This is a genomic window from Pseudohongiella acticola, from assembly GCF_001758195.1.
Classification (GTDB): Bacteria; Pseudomonadota; Gammaproteobacteria; order Pseudomonadales; family Pseudohongiellaceae; genus Pseudohongiella; species Pseudohongiella acticola.
The window spans coordinates 1,181,070-1,204,414 of the sequence record NZ_MASR01000001.1; the positions used below are offsets into that span (position 1 = coordinate 1,181,070).

Here is a 23,345-nt window from a genome sequence, read left to right on the forward strand (position 1 = left end):
TCCCGTCGGTCTTTGAGCTGATTCGTGGGCAAATCCATGGATATCGATGCATTTACACTTGGTTAAATACCCCCGATCAGGGCGGTTCAGGACATATTTATGAGCAGTTGGGACAACGCCTTTACCGGCAAACCCGGCACGGGTGCCGTTAATTCACACAGCTTTGGCGGTGCCGTCAGTTTCTTTCGTACCCCCTTTGGTCGTGACCTGAGCGATATCGACGTCGCGGTCATGGGCATTCCACTGGATATCGCGGTCACCAATCGCTCCGGCGCCCGCCTCGGCCCCCGCGCCATTCGCAACGCATCCATGTCGCTGGCATGGGAGAGACCCTGGCCGTGGCAGACTGATCCATTACAGGCCCTGAAGGTTGTCGATTATGGTGACTGCGAGAATAATGAAGGCGGTGGCCTGCTCAGCGTCAAGCACATTGAAACCTGGGTCAGCCAGATACTGGAAACTGACACGGCCACCCTTCTGCTAGGCGGCGATCACTTCATTTCCTATCCCAGCCTGTGCGCGCATTACAAAAAACACGGCCCGATTGCCCTGATTCATTTTGATGCCCACACCGACACCTGGCCCTCTTCAGGCAACGGCATTAATCATGGCACCATGTTCTACAGGGCTGCCAAAGAAGGCATTGTTCTGCCCGAGCACTCGGTACAGATCGGCATTCGCACCACCAATGATGACACGCTGGGTTACGACATTGTTTCGGCGACCCAGGTGCACGAACAAAGTGCAGCCGCTATCGTCAAACGCATTCGGGAAAGAGTCGGCGATCGACCCACCTATATCACCTTTGACATCGACTGTCTCGACCCGGCGTTTGCACCGGGCACCGGTACACCGGTCCCCGGCGGCCTGTCGTCGTTCCAGGCTCTGAATATCATCCGCGGCCTGAGTGGTATCAACCTCATTGGCATGGATGTGGTCGAAGTCGCCCCTGCCTACGATCACGCCGAATTAACAGCCCTGGCCGGTGCGCAGATAGGCATTGAACTACTGGCGCTGTATGCCGAGTGCCAGGCTGCCAGATCCTGAGATTTAATTTTTGTTGCCTTCGGGGCAACGACCCATAACGCTTTTGAGGTATTTTGCATGACGACACAACAACCGCCCGCATGGAGCCTCGACGACGCTCAAACGATGTATGCCATGGATGTCTGGGGCGACGGTTTCTTCAGTATTAACGACAAAGGCAATGTCTGCGTTAAACCCATTGAGGGTATGGACATCAGTGTTGATATTAACGATGTCATTGCCGAGGCCCTGGCCGAAGGCTCAACACTGCCGCTGATCCTGCGTTTTCAGGACATCATCAGTTCACGTGTCAAACGCCTGAATCGCAAATTCCGCGAAGCCATCGAAGGCGCCGGCTATGAGGGTGTCTATCGCAGCATTTTCCCGATCAAGGTTAACCAGCTGCAGGAAGTGGTCGCCGAAGTCATAGAGGCCGGGCGCGAGTTCGATATCGGGGTTGAGTGTGGTTCCAAAGCTGAGCTGATGGCCGCCCTGCCGATGATCGGATCAGACACGCTGATGCTGTGCAACGGCGTCAAAGACCATGTCATGCTGACCATGATGCTTAATGCGCAACAGCTGGGACAGCAGGTGATTCCGATCATCGAAAAATATTCGGAATTCGAACAGTTGATGATTCTGGCGGACCAGCGTGAACTGAAACCACGCCTGGGTGTGCGGGTAAAACTCAACACCCGCGGTGCCGGGCGCTGGTATGAATCAGGCGGAGCACGCTCCAAATTTGGCCTGACCGTGCCGGAACTGGTGCGGCTGGTAAAAATTCTGGAGAAGCGGGGACAGGGCGACTGTCTGGAACTGCTGCACTTCCATCTGGGCAGTCAGATCTCTGACATTCAGGTCCTGCGCAGCGCAGTCAAGGAAATCACCCAGATCTACGCCGACCTGGTCCTGCGCGGCGTCTCAGTCAAGTTTCTGGATGTTGGCGGCGGTCTCGGTGTCAACTATGGTGGCGATTATGATAATCCGGAGTCATCCATAAACTACGGCCTGCGCGAATACGCCAATGTTGTGGTCTACGCGGTCAAGGAAATCTGCGACGAGCGCGGTGTGCCGGTACCCACCCTGTTGTCGGAAAGCGGCCGCGCGCTGACCGCGCATCACTCCATGCTGGTCGTCCCGGTACTGGGTGTGCACCGCCCCGACAGCCCACCCATGCATGATGAGACACCGCCCGACTCACCGTCAGTCGTCAGCCGTATGGAAACAGCGTACGAGGAGGCACGCAGCACCGACGTAACCGGGATTCTGTTGGAGTGCTATCACGATGCCCGTGAAGCGCGCGAAGAAGCGGATCAGCTCATGCGCCTGGGCTATATGACACTGGACCAGCTGGCACACACCGACAGTCTGTACTGGAGTACCTGCCGGGAAGTCCTGCAAAAGCTGGCGGCGGCGCAACTGACACCGCCCCCCACTGAACAGCTGGAACTGGAGGAACAGCTGACGGACCTGTATCTCTGTGATTTTTCCGTGTTCCATTCCATTATTGACCACTGGGCCATACAGCAGGTATTCCCGGTGATGCCACTACACCGACTGCAGGAGCGGCCAGACCGGCGCGCACAGGTTGTCGATCTGACCTGCGACTCTGATGGCAAAATCGATCAGTACGTGCATGGTCACAGCAATACCAGCTGGCTGCCGCTACATTCCCATAAACACGGCGATGCCTACCACATCGGCATCTTTCTGGTCGGCGCCTATCAGGAGATACTGGGCGACGCCCACAACCTGCTGGGGCGTGTAGATGAAGTGCACGTTTATGCCAAAGAAGACGAAACCGGCAATTTCTGGATCGAAGAGACACTAAAAGGCATCTGCATCAAAGACATGCTCAGTCAGGTTCAGTACTTCCCCAACGATCTTGATCGGCGCATGAGCGAATTGATCCGCAAGCAGATCAATGCCGGGGTCATCAAGGCTGCGGAGGGCACCCGGATTCTCAACAACTACACCAAACGCCTGGATGAGAGCACCTATTGCACAACGGAAGTCGTGCGTTGACATGCTTCACGGCAACAACCGTATTTTATTATTGACAGGGACAACCCAATGCAAAAGAAATATTCAGAACACCCGGCCATGTTCAGGAACAACCCGCTCGGATTCATTCTGGCAGTCATATTGATACCGCTCGCCGTCGGTATCATCATCCTGATGGTATGGTACCTCAAGTGCAAATCAACCCGACTCGATTTCATCGGCAACGATCTGGTACTGGAGCGCGGGCTTCTTAGTAAAAACCGGACTGAACTGGACGTGAGCCGCATTCGCACGGTGAATGTTTACCAGTCCTTTTTTAACCGCATTTTTGGTGTCGGCAGAATTTCCATCTACACCGCCGGAGATGATCCGGAGATCGATGTCAGTGGTCTGCCAGACCCTCACGACCTGCGCGAGTTGATCAAAGCGGAACAGGACGCCTGAACATGGTCGGCGAGAGCGGAAACAAGGACAAGAAAGACGCCAGAGCACTGGCAATCGTTTTGATCCTTCTGGTTGCGGTACTGGCAGTCACGGCGGTGTTTGCCATGCCCGCGCTGGCTGAGTTCAGCGCTCTTTACCTGGCCCCCGGATTGGGCCTGCGCGATGCCGCCATCATCGCATTTGTGGTTACCATCGCGGTGCTGGTGGTGTTTGCCATTGCTGCAGGCGATGGCCTGCTTGGCGAAATCCAGTTTATGTTGCTGGGTTTCTTCGCCTTCTTCGTGATGTTGTGGCTGATGATCGCCTGGGTATTCTGAGAGTAGCCATATGTTACTTGCCAGCGTGCAATAGCTATGCTGCAATTGACCCGGCGACCAAAAACAACAATACCCTGAACAGCCACACGCGAAGGAGTTCGATTATGAAGAACCGATCGTTAGCTGTAGCACTTGTTAGCTTGCTCACCCCCTCCCTGCTTTACGCTCAAAGCGCGCCCTCGGCGAATACTCCGGACGCAACTGCGGCGAATACCCCTCAGCAATACACTGCCCCTCGCACCGAGTGGGGCCACCCAGCATTGCGTGGCGTCTGGAATTTCAGCTCGTCCATACCCATGCAACGCCCAGCAGCGCTGGGAGATCGCGAATTTTATACCATGGAAGAAGTCATGGCCCAGGAACAGGCCCGGCTGGATCGCGAAGCAGCCGGCGTCGAGTTGACCAACATCATCGGCGGCACCATTGGCGGTTACAACGACTTCTGGCTGGAGACCAACCCGCTTGACTACAACCTGCGCACATCACTCATCGTTGAGCCTGCCAATGGCCGTCTGCCATCTCTTGTACCTGGCGCGCCTGTTGCAACAGGTGGCCTGGGACCCGACTCGGTCGGTGAACGTCCGGTACGCTTCACGGTTGGCGGTGTCGGCAAGGATGGGCCCGAAGACAGAGGTTTATCAGAACGCTGCCTGCTCGGTTTCAATTCAGTGCCCCCGTTTGAGCCCAGTCTGTATAACAACAATGTGCAGTTGTTCCAGACCGAAGACCACGTGGTGATTTTTAATGAAATGATCCACGAGTCACGTATCGTACCGCTGGACAACCGACCATATATTCCCGAGCAGATAACCCAGTGGACAGGCGATTCCCGGGGGCGCTGGGACGGTGACACTCTGGTGGTGGAGACACGCAATTTCAACAACAAGACACAGAGCTTTTCCGGCGTCGGTGTCAGTGCTGACAAACTACTGGTGGAGCGCTTCACCCGGGTAGGTGAAGACCGCGTTGATTACCAGTTCACGGTTCAGGACGACAGCGCCTTCGAAGCCCCTGTGACAGCCCGAATTCCGATGTTCCGTGCCGACGGCGACCTGTTTGAATACGCCTGCCATGAAGGCAACTATGGGCTGGTCAATGTCCTGCGCGGTGCGCGTGTTGAAGAAGGCACCTGGGACCATGAAAACAATCGGGCGGTCAGGTAGTACCGGTCATCGCAAAAGTGTCAGTCAGCACTACAACAGCCAGGCAAATTCCGTTATAAACCCAAAGACACATAAAGCAGTCAAAAACGCTACACCAGGCAAAAAAATAAGAACTAAACAATAAAAAAGGCGCGACAATTCGCGCCGTACAGGGCAGAACATATGAAGAGCGTAAAACGGGCGGCCGGCATCGGCATACTCGCCGGACTGACATTGACCACAATCCCCGCCATTGCACAGGATCAGGGAGAAGCCCTGTTGCAGGCTCTGACACCGGTGACAGACGCCATGCTGAGCAATCCGCCAGCGCAGGACTGGCTGATGTGGCGCCGCACGCTGGACGCCTACGGTTTCAGCCCGCTGGACCAGATCAACAAGGGCAACGTCGCTGACCTCAATGAGGCATTTCGGGTGCCGCTGGGGCCCGGCTCCAGCACGCCGACGCCACTGGTGCACGATGGTGTGATGTTTCTACTTAACGCCAATGACACTTTGATGGCAATGGATGCCAGCAGCGGTGAGCTGTTGTGGTCCTACAAACACACACTGGCAGAGGGCGCCGGCCCTAGTTCAAAATTTGGTATCGCCCTGCATGGCAACAAGGTCATCATGCCGACCAACGACATGCGCATGCTGGCGTTGGACACAAAAACCGGTGACATTATCTGGAACCACGCGGTTGCTGACGTGAGCACCGGCCGGAGCGGTCACACGCTGAGAGCGACACCCATTATTGCCAATGGCATGGTGATTCAGGGGGTCAATGCCACCATGGTACCCGAAGGTGGCTTCATCATTGGCCTGGATGTGGAAACCGGCGAGGAAGCCTGGCGTTTTTATACCATCCCGCGTCCCGGCGAACCCGGCGACATGACCTGGAACGGACTCGAACTGGCCCTGCGCAGCGGTGGTTCGGTGTGGATGCCACCGAGCTATGATACTGAACTCGACCTGGTATATTTTGGCACCGCTCCCACTTACGACACGGCGCCCCTGTTAAATCCAACTGGTGCGCCTGGTGTCACCAGCGACGCGCTGTATACCAACTCGACGCTGGCCCTGCGCCCAAAAACTGGCGAGCTGGTCTGGCACTTTCAACATGTTGCCAATGACCAATGGGATCTGGACTGGACCTACGAGCGGCAACCGGTTTACCTGCCCGTTAATGGTGACATGCGCAAAGTGATCATCACCGCCGGCAAAATGGCGCTGTACGACGTGCTGGACGCCGCCACCGGCGAGTACCTGTACTCCATGGACATGGGTCTGCAGAATGTTGTGAAGTCTGTGGATCCGGTTACCGGCGTCAAAACCATGAATCCCAACGCCACACCCAGCGCCGAGATCTCGCAACTGGTATGTCCGTTTGCCGCCGGGGGACGCAACTGGCAGGTTAGCTCGATCAACCCTGACAGCAAAATACTGTTCCTGCCCATCACCCAAATGTGCATGAACGGCGGACCTACCGGCCAGGGGGGCATTCTGTCCACGGGCGCCTCACTGATTCCAACACCGGTACCGGGACGTGAGGGCGAATTTGGCCGACTGCAGGCCGTCGATCTGGAAACCCGAGAACTGTTGTGGGACTTTCGCGAAATGGCGCCACCGACAACGGCCATCGTGGCAACGGCCGGCGGCGTCATTTTTGGCGGCACCCTGGATCACCAGTTCAAGGCGCTGGATGAAAGCACCGGCGAGGTGCTCTGGCAAACCAGTACCGGCGACATACCGGCCTCGTTCCCCATCACCTACATGGCTGGCGGTAAACAGCATGTGGCGCTGGTGATTGGCCAGCCCACCATCCACGCCGGCACCTTCATGGGCGCTGTTACCGCCATGACCGGCGGCGCTGAGGGCCCAATGGGGAAACTGCAGAACAGCGGCGCCGCACTGGTGGTTTACGCACTAGACTGACACGCTGTGACTGGCTGCCAGCTGGCTGCCAGGCTGTTTGGATGACAGACTGTTTGGATATGACAGTCAGCTGGCGACACCGATGACGCCGCACGCAACGCGTGGACCGGCGTCACCGGAGGGCTGGCTCTCCAGATCATCGGCACTGGCATGAATCACAACTGCACGGCCCAGTATGGAGTCTTCGCCAGCAAATGATAAGTCCGGGTCAACCTCATTGGTCTGGGCGACACCGGCACCATTGCTAATCAGGTTGCCCAGGTCACCGTCATGACTTCGTTCTTCGTCCGGCGCACCGTGTGGCATGCCATCCGGGCTAAAGTGACCACCAGCAGAACTGGCATCCGCCGCCCGACAATCCCCGAACCGGTGGATATGGAAACCGTGAGAGCTCATCGGGCCCAGACCACTGACCTGTGCCCCTACTCTGACACCTTCCTCAGTATTGGAAAACATCACCACGCCTTCAACATCATTACCATCAGTCGAATGCAAAACGGCAACAAATTCGGAGAATGAATCAGCCTGTGATGCCACCGCGGCGCTGGTCCCAACGACGTCAGATTCCTGACTGCAGGCCCCCAGGACCGTTGCCAGGGCAACGCTGGTTACTATGGGTTTCAGATTTATCATAGACACTACACTCCATGTTATGATTGCTTCATCGCCCGTATTGACCGCATCTGAATCTTTGATCCAAATGCCTGATTTATCGCGCGATTATTTCAAAATCTGTCGCTGTCAATACAGGCACCGTCAACCACAGTATAGAGATCTGCCGGGCAGTTGCCAAATCACGACCAGCACAGCCAGGATGTTCATGCAGGCACAAAATAAAGCAGGCAATCCGTGCGGGCTATCTCGGGATTGTTGGTAACCATAAAAAATTTCATACGCACGCGCGCGTATAAGCGACCCCGATCCACGTAGAAGAAATGCAACAGGCGTTCAGTATCGTCGCTACTCTTGGCCTGCAGAACCTCCGTCAGCTCACCCTTGATGCCACCCAGTTCCGTGCCCGGTTCAACATAGTTGAAGTTGAGTTGCTCCAGATCGGGATATAACGTGACACCCAGCTCCTTTGGTAATTCACGACCATAGCCAATGAGGGCGCCCGGCAACAACTCAAGCCGCAGCGGGTGATGGAAATAATCCATAATGACATCGCTGGGATTCAGATCCAGCACTGTCGTCAGACTGGCGTACTGTGTCAAGCCAATCAGCGCTGTGCGATCGGACTCCTCGCTGCGGGCACCACCACATTCAATGGTGACGACAGGACAGAAGCGACCACTGAGATCCATCACCGACCCCATCACCAGATCCGTCATCACGACGCGGTGAGTAAACAGGCTGATCAATGCTTCGTGCGCCGGATCAATCGCTGTGATCACACCAAACGATGGTCCCAGACCGGAGGTGTTGTGAATATCAATCAGCGCTTCGGGCGCCAGTGCCTGCCAGCAGTCCAGAAGTGTCCGCGCGAGCTGGCTTTGCGGATTGTCGTCAAACGGGGCCCTAAAGCAACGGTTCAGATCTCGCTCGCCCGGCAGCATTCTGTGCGAGAATAACGGCGGCGCCCGCGCCGCATCAACATTCACAATAAAAATATGCAGATCCACCGCCGGCTCAATACCCTGGCGCAATAACGCGTGCACAGCGCTGACCCCGGAAGGCTCATTGCCGTGAAGCAAGGTGACCACCACGCGACAGCGACTGGCGTCGCGGCCCGACAACTGGATATGGGTGGGTCCCGGCAACTCTGCGAGAAACTCAGGCAATGATCCGGCAAAAGTATCCGGCAGTGGATTGCGCCAGACATGCAGCTTTGGCACGTTCATGTCAGGCTCCATTGCGACACCGGTATATTATCAAGACTGTTGCGTTGATACTCCTGTTGCATGGCAAGCAGCGCCTGCTCAGATGTCAGTGTTTCCTGCAACCGGGCGAACCTGTCAAGCTGCCACTGGGCGCCGGTCTGTCGACTCTCCAGTCGGTCCCCGATTATGTCCAGCAAGGGTGCGAAATCGGTGTCAACAAAACCCATTTCTGACAGCTGCCGCGGCAACATGGGGAGCAGACGTGCCAAAATACTGGCCGCCGAATGGTATTCCGGTTCGCTTTGGCTGGTTGAGGGCCAGATCAACTTTGCCGCCAGCCCTTTCTCTGCAGCCCGATAGAAATTACGCACACAGTAGTCAAATGGAATCGACGGAATCAGCTCACGCATTGACGTCTGTAACAATCGTCCCAGGCCGATCAGTAGCGCCGAGTTGGCCATCATGTCCTTGATGCTCGGGCCCGCGGGGAGTGTGCGCATTTCGATACGCAGATGCCCGCCATCGGCGGGATCATAAACCGGACGGTTCCAGAGCCAGACTGTGCCCATTTGAAGTCGAAGTTCGCTCAGTTGTGGCGCCTTTCCGGCACTCATCACCACAAACGGATCTTCATCACTACACACCGGCAGAATGGGCCGGTACAGGCGAACCGCTTCCGCAAACAGCTCGTGGGCGCCATGTCGAACCCAGGCGTTGCCATAATTGACACGCGCAGGGCGAGGATGCAGCGGGTCAGGTCGACGACAATCAATGGATTGCTTGAAAAGCGGCACCCGGGTTTCATGCCACAGGCGTTTGCCAAACAACAAGGGGGAGTTGGCAGCAATGGCCATCACCAGGGGTGTTACCAGCTGAATGGCATTGTATAGATCAGCGAACTCTTCGGGCTTCACTTTCAGGTGTACCTGAAACGATGTATTGGCACCTTCCAGCGTGACATCTTCCATATTCAGATCAATCTTGTCTTCGCCCTGAATGTTGATATCAAACGGGCCGCCGCGAATGCGCCTGAGCTCATCGGTCAGGGCATGATAGCGCGGCTCGTCCGTCATCACCGAACGACCCAGGTCGTCTGGCCGCAACATTGGCAGAATGCCGACAGGAAAAACACTTCCCTGCCAGCGTTCGGCGCAGGCATTGATCCGTTTCAGGGCCGTCAACGCTTCCGCTTCGGTTTTCTGAAAGCAGTTATCAGAGAGCAACACCGGACTGAAGTTGTATTCAAGATTAAAGCGATTCAACTCCAGCGTCAGTTGATCGTCCGCCAGTGCCTGCTGTATCTCCTTATTGATGGGCAGCGGCCGGCCCTGTGCATTGACGATATACAGTTCCAGCTCGGCCCCGAATGATGCCGGGCCGTCGCCGAATCCTGGCGTCTGCAACAGCGTTTCCAGGCTTTTCAGGTTGCTGCCAAGCCGGTCACGGAATCTGGTAAAATCCTCTTCGTCAAAGTCTGTTCGCTCGGTGGCCTGTCCCATCAGTGCTCCTTTTCTCCGGGCCCCGGGCCTGACAGTATCCTGAGGCTTTGACTGCTGATGTTGTGGTAATGGCAAGATTATGGCTTCAGAATAACATGATCCGACACATTAGCCTGGCTCACGCTGCAAAAACGAGGACATCCCATGCCTGAGGACATTCTGACGTTCTGGTTCGACGAAATTAGACCAGCACAATGGTGGAAAAAAGACGCGAGCTTTGATGCGATGATTGTTGCGCGCTTCGCGGACCTGCATGCGCAGGCGAGCTGTTGTGAATTGTATTCCTGGCGCAGTTCCGCCCACGGACGCCTGGCCGAAGTGCTGGTACTGGACCAATTCTCGCGCAACATGTTCCGCGATACACCGCGCTCGTTCAGCGCCGATCCACTGGCGCTGGCACTCGCCCAGGAAGCTGTCGCAACGGGCGCCGACGCTGAGCTAAGCCCGATACAGCGCAGCTTTTTGTATATGCCATACATGCACAGTGAGTCCCTGCTTATTCACGAACGTGCCATTGAGCTGTATACCCGCAACGGCATCGCGGAAAACCTGAGCTTTGAGATCAGACACAAGGAAATCATTGAACGCTTCGGTCGTTATCCACACCGCAACACCATCCTGGGACGTGAGTCGACAACAGAAGAGCTGGCCTTCCTGAAGCAGCCGGGTTCATCATTCTGATCAAGATGCTTAGTCCAACACAATACGAATGATAATGATTTTTATTTGCGTTTTAGCTTTTTAGCTTTTATCATGCATTTTCTGGCAGAGCATCCGCTGCACGTCCGGGTGTCTGATCCTGACAATACGACATAACGATAATCGAAAAAAAGGAGCGCAACCCATGGCCGAACACGGTCACAAGGCGGCCAACGCCAGCGTCAGCACCACAGAACCCGCTATCAGCAGTAAAGCCCTGTTCAAAGGCCAAAGAATCATAAGCATTGAACATAATGGCGAACACTACGCCCTGCGCATCACTGCCAGCGGCAAGCTGATTTTAACCAAGTAACTGTTTTGACCAAGAAACTGTTTTGACCAAGAAACTATTTTAGCCAAGAAACTATTTTAACCAAGTAAGTGTGACCTACGCTGTGATCCCCTCATTGCAGCGACTTCGAGTCCAGCCAGCCACCCGATTGCGTCAAGCATGGCAGCCAGCCCGACTCTCTTTTACAGGAGAGCCATGCCCATGCCCATGCCCACAATCATTTTATCAGCAACACCCCATATTCCATGCGGGCGCAAAACGCTCAGCATGCTGATGCCTTTGCTGCCCTTGCTACCATTACTCGGCGGCGCCATCTCGGCCCATGCTCAGGAAAGTGACTCTGTTGACGAGGTGCTCGTCACGGCGACCTATCTGCAACGGAGCGCTCAGGACATTGCGGGCACTGTGTCCGTAATCACTGACCAGGAAATAAAGCAGACACTGGCCGACAGCCTGGCTGATGTCATCCGCTACCAGCCGGGACTGGGCATGGACAGTGCCGCTCGCGGTGGCGATGAAGGTTTCAGTATTCGCGGCATCGGTGGCAACCGGGTACTGACCGTCATTGACGGTGTGCGCAGCACCGACATGTACGCGGCCGGGCCTTCTTCTTATGGAAAAGACGGGTTTGAAGTTGATGACCTGAAAGCTGTCGAAGTCATCCGTGGCCCGGCTTCAGTGTTATATGGTGCCGACGCGCTCGGTGGCGTTGTGTTGCTGAGAACGCGCGACGCAGCGGACTACCTGGCACCCGGTCAGGGCCTGCACACTGAGTTACGGGCCGCTGGCAGCAGCGACAACAATCAGGGCAAACTCGGCGCAACCATTGCCGGTCAGTCGGGCCGACTCGGCAGTGTGCTACAACTGACCCGTCGGGACTTTGAAGAGCAGGACGTCAATGGTTCCGGCTCGCTCAATCCGCAGGACGGCAACAGCAACAACCTGTTCTGGAAAACACAATGGGAAGCTTCAGCCAGCCAGTCTTTCAGCATTGCCATTGATGCCAGCGAACGTGAAATAGACACTCAGCTCGATAGTGAACTGAGCAGCAGCGTGTCCCGATCCGTTGGCACAGACACTACAAGTCGACAACGAATCAGCCTGATGCACAACTGGGAACTGCAAACCTCACTGGTGGACAATCTCAGTACACGATTGCATCGTCAGCGTACCAATGCCGACCAGCAGACCGGGCAGACCCGGACCAGTTACGCCTTTGTAAATCCGCGGAATCCAGCCAGTTTCCGCGGTACGCAGGCCGAACGTTTCACCAGTCTGGAGTTCAATCAGGACACAATCAGCGGCATGATCATTGCCGGCAAAAGTCTGGCATTGGGCAACACAACACACGACATGGTCTACGGCATCAGCCATGAACAGACCGAAACCGAACGTCCCCGTGACCGCTTTGATACCGACCTGAGCACCGGCACAATCAGCCGTGCCATTCCCAGCTACCCAATGGCACCGCCGGAAATCTTTCCCAACAAGACTTTCCCGGATACACGCACGGTGCGCAGCGGGCTATTTTTTCAGGATGAAATTGCTCTCATGGACGAGAACCTTATTGTCATTCCCGGCGTGCGCTATGACCGCTACCAGATGGACCCGGACACCGAAAGCCTGTTCACCGGAACCGGCGACATTTCCGACTGGGGTGGTTTTGAGATCAGCAAATTTGACGAAACCAAGGTGTCATATAACCTGGGCGCGATCTACCGGCTGAATGCCAACCTGACGACCTTCGCCCAGTACGCAGAAGGGTTCAGGCCACCAAACTTTGATGAAGCCAACCAAGCCTTTGTCAACCTGGGCCATGGTTATGCCACGGTTCCCAACCCGGACCTGAAAGCAGAAACCAGCCAAGGTATGGAGCTGGGGCTGCGTGGCACAACAGACTCCGGCCGCTTCACCCTCGCGCTGTTCGACAACCACTATGAAGATTTCATCGAAAGCGCACTGGTTGGCATGCAGGACGGCATCATGCTGTTCCAGGACAGCAATGTCGGTGAGGCAAGAATTTATGGCGCCGAGGCCACGTATGACTGGCAGCTCAATGCACAACTATCATGGCGCAACTCGCTGGCCTGGGCCAGGGGCCACGACGAAACCAGTGACACGGCGCTGAACTCGGTGGACCCTGTCACACTGGTCAGTGGTCTGCGCTATCAACGTAGCGATCGCTGGGCCATTGAAGGCATTGCCACCCTGGTCGGCAACAAAAGCCGTGTCGCTGCCGATGATCAGATTACCGGCGAGGCATATCAGGTTTTCGACCTGATCGGTCATTATCATTTGTCCCGCAGCGCCAGTATCCGGTTCGGTGTCTTTAATGTGTTCGATGCGCAATACGCCCGCTGGAGTCGCATTCGCGGTCTGAGCGCCGACGACGCCGATGCCATCGCCGATCGTCAGGCACCGGGCACAAACGCCCGGCTCGCAGTCAATTTTTCATTCTAGGCCGATACTTCAACCAGATATCTAAACCAGATAATCCAACTAACGCAACGCTGCCCAATATACGGGCAGCAAGGAGAATTTTGTGATGACAATTATTCGGGGTATTTCATTGGCCACCTGGTGTTTTCTGATGCAGGCAACCGCCCTTCACGCGCAGAACGTCAGCCAGGTTGGTGAAGGCAAATTCGGTGTCGTGGTGATGGCACATGGCGGACCACAGGCCTGGAACGAGGGCGTGACCGACATGCTGCGACCACTGAGCCGACAATATGATCTGGAAATCGCGTTTGGTATGGCTGATGCCTATTCATTGCAGGAAGCCATCAGCAAGCTGGAATCGCGTGGCGTCACCGACATTGGCGTAGTGCGGCTGTTTATCAGCGGCGAAAGCTGGCTCGAGCGCACCGGACAGATTCTGGGCCTGCAGGAAGGAGCGCCGGAGCGACCAGAACCGGACCCACAAATGCATGGTGAGCATGGCAATCATGACACCGAAGCGCAGCATATGGGCCACCGTATGGAATTCTGGCGCGTGGACAGCGATGCCCGCTTTCGACTGAGCCAGGAAGGTCTGTCTGAAGCGCCTGAAATGGACAAGGTTCTGGTCGATCGGGTGATGGCGCTTAGCAGCAATCCGGAGAACGAGGATGTGCTGATTCTTGCACACGGCCCCGGCGATGATGCTGAGAACGAACGCTGGCTGCAGTATATCAATGAACGGGCAGCCGGTTTACGCAGTGGATACAATTTTAATGCTGTCAAGGTTGCTACCCTGCGGGAAGACTGGCCGGAAAAACGCGACGCCGCGCAACAGATCGTCCGTGATTATGTCGGAAGCGCCAATGCCGCCGGACGCAAAGCCCTGGTCATCCCCTACCGGGTTCATGGTTTTGGTCCTTACGCTGATGTGCTGGCAGGTCTTGACTATGTCGCCGATGAAACCGGTCTGGTGCCACACCCTGCGGTCGCCGACTGGATAGCCAGGCAGATACGCACTCTGGAATAACCTGTGGCAGGCCATCCATTCCCCTTCCCCTGTCGGCTGGACGCGTCGAGTGTTAGCGGCTATGCTCCCTGCGTACTGGCAGGGGGAACGAATGATGAAAACGATTGGCATGCTCGGCGGCATGAGCTGGGAATCGACACAGAGTTATTACCGGTCCATCAACGAGGGCATCAAGGCCAGACTCGGCGGCCTGCACTCAGCAAAGATTGCGCTATACAGTGTCGATTTCGCGGAGATAGAGTCACTTCAGCATCGGGGCGAATGGGAACAGACAGCAGAAATTTTGGGCGACGCTGCGCTGTCAGTGCAACATGCCGGCGCTGATTTTCTGCTGATCTGTACCAACACCATGCACAAGGTGGCGCCGCAGATTCAGCGCCGTATTGATATCCCGGTGCTGCACATTGCTGATGCCACAGCCCGGGTACTTTTAGCCGACGGCGTTTCCCGGGTGGGCCTACTGGGCACACGGTTCACCATGGAACAGGACTTCTACAGGGAACGCCTGCAGGCACAGGGAATCGACGTGCTTGTCCCGGGCGATGATGGCCGTAACGTGGTTCATGATGTGATCTACACTGAACTGTGCCTGGGCGTCATCAAAGACGACTCCAGAGCACGATACCTGGACATAGTTGCACGGCTGGCAGACAACGGTGCCCAGGCCATCATTCTAGGCTGTACCGAAATCGCGTTATTGATCCGTCAGTCGGACACTCAGGTGCCCCTGTACGACACGACCGCTATTCACGCCAGCGAAGCCATCGCCATGGCACTTGCTGAATGAAAACGCACGGGCAAGACTAGTTAGCAAAGATGCGTGCCGCCAGCAACAGAATCACGGCATAGCGCAGGCCCTTGCCAAGCAACACCAACACCAGAAACAGGCTGAAACGCATACGCATGGTGCCGGCGACAAAGGTCAGCGGATCACCGACCACCGGCAACCAGGCAAACAGCAGGCTCCAGTAGCCATAACGCTTGAAATGCCGTTGTGCTCGTTGCAAACTATCGCTGCTGACCGGAAACCAGCGCCGGTTCTGGAAACGCAGAACTTCGCGTCCCAGGTACCAGTTCACGCAAGAACCCAGGGTGTTGCCCAACGTCGCCGATAACCAGAGCAGGGCCGGCGACAGGCCCTGCTGAAACAGCGCCAGCAACAGCACTTCGGATGAAGCCGGCAACAACGTAGCGGCGAGAAAACCGGTAACAAAAAGCGAAAGGTAGGACACGTGACACTCTATACAGTTGGGAATTCAGGCACGGCAATGACCGGTGGTTTTTTATGTCGCGCACCCTGATTGTTGACCTGCGCATCAGTGCCGATGAGTTCCTGCGCCACTATCAAGGCTCGGCGCGCCATGTCTCCTGCTATGCCCGGGACGGACGGCGCGTGCAATTCCCCACATCAATCCTGCAGCGTTTTATCAGTCACAACGGCATTGCAGGCAGCTTCAAGCTGGAGCTCGACGAAAACAACAAGCTGATCTCAGTCTCGCAGGTTGGCAAACTCTGATGCCACTCAATTGCGGTAGCCAGGATCCTTGGCATCCAGTGTGCGCAATAATCCCGGCCACAGCAACGGCGCCACTTTAGGCAATGTCTGCGACTGTTTACGTGTGGTCTCAATGGCCTGCTGGGACGGATAACACAGTTCACCACCGGCCTGGGCACGAATCTGTTTCTCGCAGGCGTTTTCCAGAAAATACATCAGCGTAAAGGCTTCCGGTATGGTCTTGCCCAGCGTCAGCGTGCCGTGGTTTCGCAGTATCATGATGTCCTTGTCACCCAGATCCTGAACGATGCGTTCACGCTCTTCCAGATTCAGCGCGACGCCCTCGTAGTCATGGTAGGCAATGCGCGGATGCACCAGCATGGCGGTCTGGGTGATTGGCAACAGACCGTCTTTTTGTGCTGACACCGCCGTGCCTGCGTGATTGTGCAGGTGCATGACGCTGCCGGCGTCCTCACGCGCCATATGGATGGCACTGTGGATGGTAAACCCGGCTGGATTCACCTTGTAGCCATTGTCGGACAGGATCTCGCCTTCCTTGTCGACCTTGACCAGCGACGAGGCCGTGATTTCATGAAACATCAGTCCATAGGGATTGATCAGAAAGTGATGATCGCCACCGGGCACACGCGCAGACAGGTGCGTAAATATCAGATCATCCCAGCCAAAGTGCGCCACCAGGCGATAGGCCGCTGCCAGTTCGATACGAACTTGCCATTCTTCATCGCTGACATTATCCGGACGCGCGGAAAACAGGTCTTGGGGATTGGCACTCATGGGTCTTCTCCAGATCAGAAACTTGCTGATCGCAATTGTTGCGTTTTGCGCCGACGGTTTCCAGCATTTTCTGGTCTGTATGGGCTGAGCTCAACGGAATAGTCTGTCGTCCACTTGCGTCGGCGCGCTGCTAAACTATTTCCGGCGTGTCATCCGGCACCGGCAACTCCAGGGTTTCCTTGATTTCTTCCATGACAATGTAACTTTTTGATTCGCGCACGCCAGGCAGCTTCAGCAGAATATCGCCCAGCAATTTTCGATATGACGCCATCTCCGAAATTCTGGCCTTGACCAGATAATCAAAATCGCCGGACACCAGATGGCACTCCATCACATGCGGCAACTTGATGGCGGCACGCCGGAAGTCTTCAAAGATACTGGCAGACTTGGTGGTCAGGCTGATCTCGACAAAGACCAGCAGGTTTGCCTGCAGTTTGTGCGGATTAAGCCGGGCACCGTAGCTGATAATGAATTTCTCCCGCTCCAGTCGTTTGACCCGCTCCATACAGGGCGTTGTCGACAAACCCACCCGTTCGCCCAGATCGACGTATGAGATTCGCCCCTCGCGCTGCAGGATGCGCAGAATCTGGCGATCGATCTTATCCAGCTCGCGACTGGAGGCTCTGCGAGTTTTCACACTTTATTCCCGTTGTTATAAACATTTGCAGTGATTATCACTACGTCTGACCATTGAAACAGAAAATACACGCAGTCGACCCATCTTACAATAGGCGCTTAGTCCATCCACAAACCAGCTTGCATAATTCAGTTTGCACAAGTCAGCGAGCTAAACCGACAGGACAGGACAGGACAGGACAGGAGTTAGTATGCAGCACGTCAAACAAGGACACAGCCTGATTCTGGGCAGCGGCATCATCGGCATTACCAGCGCCTGGTATCTGGCCAAAGCAGGTCATCAGGTGACGGTAGTTGACCGTCAGCCGGGTCCGGCCCAGGAAACCAGCTTCGCCAATGCGGGCATGATATCCCCTGGCTATTCAGCGCCGTGGGCGGCGCCCGGGGTGCCGCTGAAAGCCATCAAGTGGTTGCTGTCCAGACATGCGCCACTGGCCATCCGGCCAACGGCGGACCTGAGCCAGTACCGCTGGATGCTGCAGATGCTGCGCAACTGTACCGCGGATCGCTACGCCATCAATAAGGAACGTATGATGCGCCTGGCCGATCACAGCCGCCAGTGCCTGATCGCACTGCGCTCGGAAACCGGCATTAACTATGAGCAGCGTCAACGAGGCACACTGCAACTGTTTCGCACCCGCAAACAGCGTGATGCGGCAGCGCAGGACATCACTGTGCTGCAGCAGCTGGGGGTGCCGTTTGAACTGCTCGATCAGGACGGTTGTATTCGTGCCGAGCCCGGTCTGGCCAGCAGCCGGGACAAAATTTTTGGTGGACTGCGCCTGCCGCTAGATGAGACCGGTGATTGCCAGCTGTTTACCAAAGAACTTGAAGCACGCTGTCGTGCGCTGGGCGTGGCGTTCCGGTACGGATGTCGTATCGACACCTTGAACAGCGACGGCAATCGCATTACCGGCGTCAATATCATTGAGAGGGATGGCGGTACCGAAACGTTGACGGCGGACAACTACGTGCTGGCACTGGGCAGCTACTCGCCTGAACTGCTGCAACCACTGGGCATCAACCTGCCGGTCTATCCCGTTAAAGGTTATTCACTGACCGTTCCCGTACAGGACCAGAACAGGGCACCGGTGTCGACCATTATGGATGAAACCTACAAGGTCGCTATCACCCGCTTTGATGACCGCATCCGTGTCGGCGGCACCGCCGAACTGGCCGGCTTCGACTTGCGCCTGCGCAGCAAACCACTGGCAACCCTGCGCATGGTGGTCAACGATCTCTTCCCGGGCGGTGGTGATAACAATGACACCCGTTACTGGGCTGGCCTGCGCCCGATGACGCCCGACGGTACACCGGTGGTGGGTGCAACGGCTCTCAAGAACCTGTTTCTGAACACTGGCCATGGAACTTTGGGCTGGACCATGTCTTGCGGTTCGGCACAGTTGTTGTCTGACATTGTCGATGGTCAACGCCCGGCAATTTCGACTGATGGGTTCGACATTGGCCGCTACACAGGTCGGGATCCTGGGTCAGCCCACCCCTATCGACCGCAGGCACCGGCAGCCGGTTTCTACCACTCATAAGTGGTCTTCCCGGTGTTAAATGCAACTTTATGGTTGCATTTAACACTTGCCTTCGATTACTCTAAACGCAACCAGGAGGTTGCATATGAAAAATCAAGGCAAAACGTCAGATCAACAAACACAAGACAGTATTGTAAAGCTCGTTGATATCAAGGCGCCCGTGCCCCGGGTCTGGCAGGCCATCAGTGACCACCGGCAGTTTGGTGAATGGTTTCGCGTAAAACTGAACGAACCTTTTGTTGCTGGCGAAAAATCAACGGGCGTCACCACCTACCCCGGCTACGAAGGTTACGAGTGGCTGGCCATTGTGGAAACGGTGACACCAGAAAGCCTGCTGGCATTTCACTGGTATCATGAGGGTGAAGGCTCCGAGCTTGCCCTGAACGAAGAACCCACAACACGGGTTGAGTTTCACCTGCAGGCCATTGCGGGCGGTACTCGCCTGACCATTACCGAATCGGGGCTGTCCGCTCTGCCCGAATCACGACGTCAGGACATCATCCGCAGCAATACGCAAGGCTGGGACATCCAGGCCGATCACATTCGTGAATTCGTGGCCGAACATGCCTGAATCATCTGGGCACTCGCATCATCTGCCGGAACTGGCCGTGCCGGTTTTTGCCGCGCTCGCTGATCCGACGCGGCTGGCATTGTTGAGCCGATTGCAGGACGGGCAGCCTCACGCCATCGTTGACCTGACCGAAGGCAGCGGTCTGAGCCGACAGGCCATCAGCAAGCATCTGACGGTATTACATGATGCCGGGTTGGTAGAAAGTCGGCGTCAGGGGCGCGAGAGCCGTTATCTGTACCGGCCGCAAGGCATGCAACAGGCGCGTAGCTACCTGGATAGAGTGGCACAGCAATGGGACGATGCCATTGATCGGCTGAAGGCGTTTGTTGAATGACGCGAACGCTGAGCGCCGGGCCCTCAGCCAGGGGGGGCAGTAGCCATCAAGCCAGCTAATGATTCAACACAGGCCTCAGCACAGCGACACTATTGTTTTCCATTCGTCGTCGCTGACCGGCATCACTGACAGGCGATTGCCCTTCCTGACCAGTGCCAGTGACTCCAGTTGCGGCAGTACCTTGAGTTCATCCAGTGTAATCAGTCGCGGAAATTTTCTCCCGAATATCATATCCACGGCCGTCCAGCGAGGGTTGTCGGGTGTGCTTTTTGCATCATAATAGTCTGACTTACTGTCAAACTGGGCAGGGTCCGGATAGGCGTCACGCACCACGGTGACCATGCCGGCAATGCCAATATGCTTGCAGCTGGAGTGATACACAAATACCTCATCACCTACCGTCATGTCCCGAATGAAGTTGCGCGCCTGATAATTGCGCACACCTTCCCAGACAATCGCTATATCCGGCGATCGGGCAAAGTCATCAATACTGCATTCATCGGGTTCAGTTTTTACCAGCCACCTGGTCATCTTCGTTGTTCCTCAAAACCAATACCGTTATTCCGTCTGCAGCCTGCAAACCCAGCACGTCAAATCAGTACGTTAAAACCGTGCGCAGCATCTGCAGTGCCAATAGAATTACCAGCGCCGCAAACAGTTTCTTGAGCGTGGCTACCGGCAGACTATGCGCCAGCTTTGCCCCCAGCGGGGCCGACAGGAAACTGGCCGCCGCCATCATCAGCACCGCCGGCCAATAAACGAACCCAACCGTGTAGGCTGGCAGGCTGGCAATACCCCAGCCATTCAGGATGTAACCCATCGACCCCGCGAGTGCAATGGGCAGACCCACTGCCGCGGACGTACCTATGGCTGTCTGCAACCGCACATTGCACCAGACCAGAAACGGCACCGTCATGGTTCCGCCGCCAATCGCCACCAGCGCCGACACGCCACCAATACCGCCGCCGACTGAGGAGAGCCCCGCCAGCCCCGGCAGTTCGCGGGCAGGATCAGGTTTACGATTAAGGATCATCTGCACAGCGACGTAGGTCATGAACAGGCAGAAGAAAATGGCCAGCGGCTGAGGTGACAGCCAGGCTGCCAGAAACGTCCCGGCAAAGGTGCCGACCACAATGCCCGGCGCCAACCCACGCACGGCTGGCCAAAGCACCGCGCCGTGTTTATTGTGGGCGCGAAGGCTGGCGATTGATGTCGGCACAATCGCCGCCATGGACGTGCCCAACGCCAGGTGCACAACGTAGTCGGGCGCAAACCCCTGCGCCACAAACATGACCGCGAGCACCGGCACCATGACGGCGCCCCCGCCGATGCCGAACAGGCCAGCCAGAAAACCCGTGAAGATGCCCAGCAACAAATAACTGCCAATCCAGATTATCATTTATGCCTCGCGCTGCTTTTCATGAAAACTCAATGCAGGCAAACATCGCATACCTCAGGGTGCTTGTCTAACAGGTGTTGTTGTAGCATATATCTGTATAACCGGCGCTTTCCAGATAAGCTCGGCAGGCCTGTCACCGACCTGTCGTACTCGCGCACTAGCATAGAGCACAAACAAATCATTCCATCGCAATAAGGTGTCCTCTCATGTCTTCGCCACGCCACTCGCTTAGCCGCCGCCGTTTCCTACAGATTTCTGCCGCCACGCTGGGTGCGCTGGCAATCCGCGGACTGCCCATTTATGCCGCTGCCGCAGCGCATTTTACGCACGGCGTTGCCAGTGGTGACCCATTGCAGGATCGCGTCATTCTGTGGACCCGGGTGTTGCCAGGCGACGGCCAGGCGGACACCCTTGATGTGCAATGGCAGATCGCCGTGGATCCGCAGTTTGAGCAGATCGTGGCGGCTGGCGACACACAAACCGGCCCTGCCCGGGATTTTACCGTCAAAGTCGACGCTGCCGGACTGACACCCGGGACGTCCTATTTCTACCGCTTTACGGCCACGGGTATCCACAGTGCCACCGGGCGCACACGCACCCTGCCTGCGGCCGGCGCAGCACAGGCACGACTGGCCGTGGTGTCGTGTTCAAACTATCCGCAGGGTTACTTTAACGCCTACCGCGAAATAGCGGCGCGCGAGTGTGACGCGGTTCTGCACCTGGGCGATTATATTTACGAATACGCCGACGGCGGCTACGCCAACGCGGACATGCTCAACAAAGGCCGCCACGTCCAGCCTGAGCATGAAATTGTGTCGCTGGACGACTATCGCATGCGCTATGGTCTATATCGCAGTGACGCCGATCTACAGGCTATCCATCAGGCACACCCTTTCATCTGTGTCTGGGACGACCATGAGATTACCAACAACACTTTCCAGACCGGCGCACAGAACCACAATGACGGTGAAGGCGAGTTTGACGACCGGCGCCGTGCTGCCATCCAGGCGTTTTACGAATGGCTGCCCATTCGCGAGCAGGGCAACGTGGAAGATGGCATCATTTATCGCAGTTTTGACATCGGTGACCTGGCAACCCTGATCATGCTGGACACCCGACTGATTGCCCGCGATGAACAATTAACCCATGACATGAACATCGATACCCTGCGTCGCGGCCTGGCAGACTCTACGCGCTCCATGTTGGGGGCCACACAACAGCAGTTTCTTGCCAATGAGTTACGCCGCTCTGCCAGTGCCGGTATCCCCTGGCAGGTAATTGGCCAACAGGTCATCATGGGCCGCAAGGAGATACCGCTGGTAGCCGATGTTGAGTTCGCTGAAGACATCCGCCCGGATATCGCGTCGAGCCGTTATGGCATGTTGCGGGAACGGGGCCAGATGGGGCTGCCTTTCAATCTGGATGCATGGGACGGATACCCGGCTGACCGGGAACGCGTACTGGACCTGTTCCGTCAGCACGCCAACAATGCCGTGGTGCTTTCCGGTGACACTCATAGCTCATGGGCGTTTGATCTGCACGACGATACCGGCGAGGCAATCGCTGTTGAGTTTGGCACCCCCAGCATTACTTCACCCGGATTCGAGAACTTCATGCCGCTGCCAGAGAACGAGCTGGTCGCAGCGTTCATGCGCAACAGCCCGGAGATGCGATACATGCGTGGTTTGGGCAGAGGCTGGATGGAACTGGACCTGACCCGGGAGCGCATCGCGACCCGGTTCCTGTATGTTTCCACCATTATGGAACAGGAGTACCTGGTGGAAGAAACGGATCCGATGCTCACCGTAGCCGGCGAGCATCGGATCCGTTAAGTGTGGTAGTGCCCCTCCTGCGGTCCGCCGTTTTTTGCTCCTGCAAAAACGGCATTTGACCACCAGGGATGGTGGAAATGCCTGCAATGCAGGAG

At 56.3% G+C, this 23,345-nt stretch carries 24 protein-coding genes; 16 read left to right on the forward strand and 8 right to left on the reverse strand.

Features of this window, described 5'->3' with window-relative positions; genetic code table 11:
* The first annotated feature begins 99 nt into the window (after positions 1 to 99).
* From speB to PHACT_RS04895, 6 genes are all read left to right on the forward strand, one after another.
* Positions 100 to 1,047 carry an agmatinase gene (speB, locus tag PHACT_RS04870; protein WP_070116160.1) on the forward strand — a complete coding sequence of 316 codons (948 nt, stop codon included), beginning with the start codon at positions 100 to 102 and terminating at the stop codon, positions 1,045 to 1,047.
* 57 nt (positions 1,048 to 1,104) lie between these two features.
* Complete coding sequence (gene speA, locus PHACT_RS04875; protein ID WP_070116161.1) at positions 1,105 to 3,051, forward strand: biosynthetic arginine decarboxylase; 1,947 nt, start codon at positions 1,105 to 1,107, stop codon at positions 3,049 to 3,051.
* A 48-nt stretch (positions 3,052 to 3,099) separates the two neighbouring features.
* A complete protein-coding gene (locus PHACT_RS04880) occupies positions 3,100 to 3,474 on the forward strand; it encodes a PH domain-containing protein (RefSeq protein ID WP_070116162.1) in 375 nt (124 codons plus the stop codon).
* Positions 3,475 to 3,476: 2 nt separating this feature from the next.
* On the forward strand, positions 3,477 to 3,791 hold the full coding sequence (locus PHACT_RS04885; protein WP_070116163.1) for a hypothetical protein: 315 nt from the start codon (positions 3,477 to 3,479) through the stop codon (positions 3,789 to 3,791).
* A gap of 296 nt (positions 3,792 to 4,087) precedes the next feature.
* A complete protein-coding gene (locus PHACT_RS04890) occupies positions 4,088 to 4,954 on the forward strand; it encodes a hypothetical protein (RefSeq protein WP_070116164.1) in 867 nt (288 codons plus the stop codon).
* A gap of 162 nt (positions 4,955 to 5,116) precedes the next feature.
* Positions 5,117 to 6,868 (forward strand): pyrroloquinoline quinone-dependent dehydrogenase, encoded by a 1,752-nt coding sequence (locus PHACT_RS04895; protein ID WP_070116165.1) that lies wholly within the window; start codon positions 5,117 to 5,119, stop codon positions 6,866 to 6,868.
* Positions 6,869 to 6,934: 66 nt separating this feature from the next.
* Here PHACT_RS04895 and PHACT_RS04900 read toward each other — a convergent pair whose 3' ends face one another.
* The 3 genes from PHACT_RS04900 to PHACT_RS04910 form a co-directional block, all read right to left on the reverse strand.
* Positions 6,935 to 7,501 (reverse strand): superoxide dismutase family protein, encoded by a 567-nt coding sequence (locus tag PHACT_RS04900; RefSeq protein WP_070116166.1) that lies wholly within the window; start codon positions 7,499 to 7,501, stop codon positions 6,935 to 6,937.
* Positions 7,502 to 7,686: 185 nt separating this feature from the next.
* Positions 7,687 to 8,709, reverse strand: coding sequence for a M14 family metallopeptidase (locus tag PHACT_RS04905; protein WP_070116167.1), 1,023 nt, complete (start codon positions 8,707 to 8,709; stop codon positions 7,687 to 7,689).
* A complete protein-coding gene (locus PHACT_RS04910) occupies positions 8,706 to 10,187 on the reverse strand; it encodes a hypothetical protein (RefSeq protein WP_070116168.1) in 1,482 nt (493 codons plus the stop codon). The genes PHACT_RS04905 and PHACT_RS04910 overlap by 4 nt, the downstream gene beginning before the upstream one ends.
* Before the next feature lie 144 nt (positions 10,188 to 10,331).
* Between PHACT_RS04910 and PHACT_RS04915 the strand changes: the two genes are divergently transcribed.
* From PHACT_RS04915 to PHACT_RS04930, 5 genes are all read left to right on the forward strand, one after another.
* Positions 10,332 to 10,868 (forward strand): DUF924 family protein, encoded by a 537-nt coding sequence (locus PHACT_RS04915; protein ID WP_070116169.1) that lies wholly within the window; start codon positions 10,332 to 10,334, stop codon positions 10,866 to 10,868.
* Positions 10,869 to 11,031: 163 nt separating this feature from the next.
* A complete protein-coding gene (gene hemP, locus PHACT_RS15980; protein ID WP_083264353.1) occupies positions 11,032 to 11,199 on the forward strand; it encodes a hemin uptake protein HemP in 168 nt (55 codons plus the stop codon).
* 180 nt (positions 11,200 to 11,379) lie between these two features.
* On the forward strand, positions 11,380 to 13,638 hold the full coding sequence (locus PHACT_RS04920; RefSeq protein ID WP_070116170.1) for a TonB-dependent hemoglobin/transferrin/lactoferrin family receptor: 2,259 nt from the start codon (positions 11,380 to 11,382) through the stop codon (positions 13,636 to 13,638).
* An 85-nt stretch (positions 13,639 to 13,723) separates the two neighbouring features.
* A complete protein-coding gene (locus PHACT_RS04925; RefSeq protein ID WP_070116171.1) occupies positions 13,724 to 14,644 on the forward strand; it encodes a sirohydrochlorin chelatase in 921 nt (306 codons plus the stop codon).
* A gap of 94 nt (positions 14,645 to 14,738) precedes the next feature.
* Positions 14,739 to 15,431, forward strand: coding sequence for an aspartate/glutamate racemase family protein (locus tag PHACT_RS04930; RefSeq protein ID WP_070118160.1), 693 nt, complete (start codon positions 14,739 to 14,741; stop codon positions 15,429 to 15,431).
* A 16-nt stretch (positions 15,432 to 15,447) separates the two neighbouring features.
* Here PHACT_RS04930 and PHACT_RS04935 read toward each other — a convergent pair whose 3' ends face one another.
* Positions 15,448 to 15,876: a YqaA family protein gene (locus PHACT_RS04935; protein WP_070116172.1), complete on the reverse strand. Its 429-nt coding sequence runs from the start codon at positions 15,874 to 15,876 to the stop codon at positions 15,448 to 15,450.
* Between the two features lie 53 nt (positions 15,877 to 15,929).
* Here PHACT_RS04935 and PHACT_RS04940 point away from each other — a divergent pair, with 53 nt between their 5' ends.
* On the forward strand, positions 15,930 to 16,160 hold the full coding sequence (locus PHACT_RS04940) for a DUF2835 domain-containing protein (RefSeq protein ID WP_070116173.1): 231 nt from the start codon (positions 15,930 to 15,932) through the stop codon (positions 16,158 to 16,160).
* A 6-nt stretch (positions 16,161 to 16,166) separates the two neighbouring features.
* On the opposite strand, the gene PHACT_RS04945 is transcribed toward PHACT_RS04940, so the two are convergent.
* Entirely contained in the window at positions 16,167 to 16,934 is a 768-nt protein-coding gene (locus PHACT_RS04945; RefSeq protein ID WP_070116174.1) for a class II aldolase/adducin family protein, read from the reverse strand.
* A 130-nt stretch (positions 16,935 to 17,064) separates the two neighbouring features.
* On the reverse strand, positions 17,065 to 17,571 hold the full coding sequence (locus PHACT_RS04950) for an Lrp/AsnC ligand binding domain-containing protein (RefSeq protein ID WP_070116175.1): 507 nt from the start codon (positions 17,569 to 17,571) through the stop codon (positions 17,065 to 17,067).
* A gap of 190 nt (positions 17,572 to 17,761) precedes the next feature.
* On the opposite strand from PHACT_RS04950, the gene PHACT_RS04955 reads away from it, so the two are divergent.
* The 3 genes from PHACT_RS04955 (at position 17,762) to PHACT_RS04965 (ending at position 20,019) form a co-directional block, all read left to right on the forward strand.
* Positions 17,762 to 19,114, forward strand: a complete 1,353-nt coding sequence (locus tag PHACT_RS04955; protein WP_070116176.1) for a D-amino acid dehydrogenase — start codon at positions 17,762 to 17,764, stop codon at positions 19,112 to 19,114.
* A gap of 85 nt (positions 19,115 to 19,199) precedes the next feature.
* Positions 19,200 to 19,685: an SRPBCC family protein gene (locus PHACT_RS04960; protein ID WP_070116177.1), complete on the forward strand. Its 486-nt coding sequence runs from the start codon at positions 19,200 to 19,202 to the stop codon at positions 19,683 to 19,685.
* Complete coding sequence (locus PHACT_RS04965) at positions 19,678 to 20,019, forward strand: ArsR/SmtB family transcription factor (RefSeq protein WP_070116178.1); 342 nt, start codon at positions 19,678 to 19,680, stop codon at positions 20,017 to 20,019. The genes PHACT_RS04960 and PHACT_RS04965 overlap by 8 nt, the downstream gene beginning before the upstream one ends.
* 75 nt (positions 20,020 to 20,094) lie before the next feature.
* On the opposite strand, the gene PHACT_RS04970 is transcribed toward PHACT_RS04965, so the two are convergent.
* Positions 20,095 to 20,550, reverse strand: a complete 456-nt coding sequence (locus tag PHACT_RS04970; protein WP_070116179.1) for an EVE domain-containing protein — start codon at positions 20,548 to 20,550, stop codon at positions 20,095 to 20,097.
* 64 nt (positions 20,551 to 20,614) lie between these two features.
* Complete coding sequence (locus PHACT_RS04975) at positions 20,615 to 21,418, reverse strand: sulfite exporter TauE/SafE family protein (protein ID WP_070116180.1); 804 nt, start codon at positions 21,416 to 21,418, stop codon at positions 20,615 to 20,617.
* Positions 21,419 to 21,624: 206 nt separating this feature from the next.
* Between PHACT_RS04975 and PHACT_RS04980 the strand changes: the two genes are divergently transcribed.
* Positions 21,625 to 23,250 carry an alkaline phosphatase D family protein gene (locus PHACT_RS04980; protein ID WP_070116181.1) on the forward strand — a complete coding sequence of 542 codons (1,626 nt, stop codon included), beginning with the start codon at positions 21,625 to 21,627 and terminating at the stop codon, positions 23,248 to 23,250.
* Positions 23,251 to 23,345 lie beyond the last annotated feature (95 nt).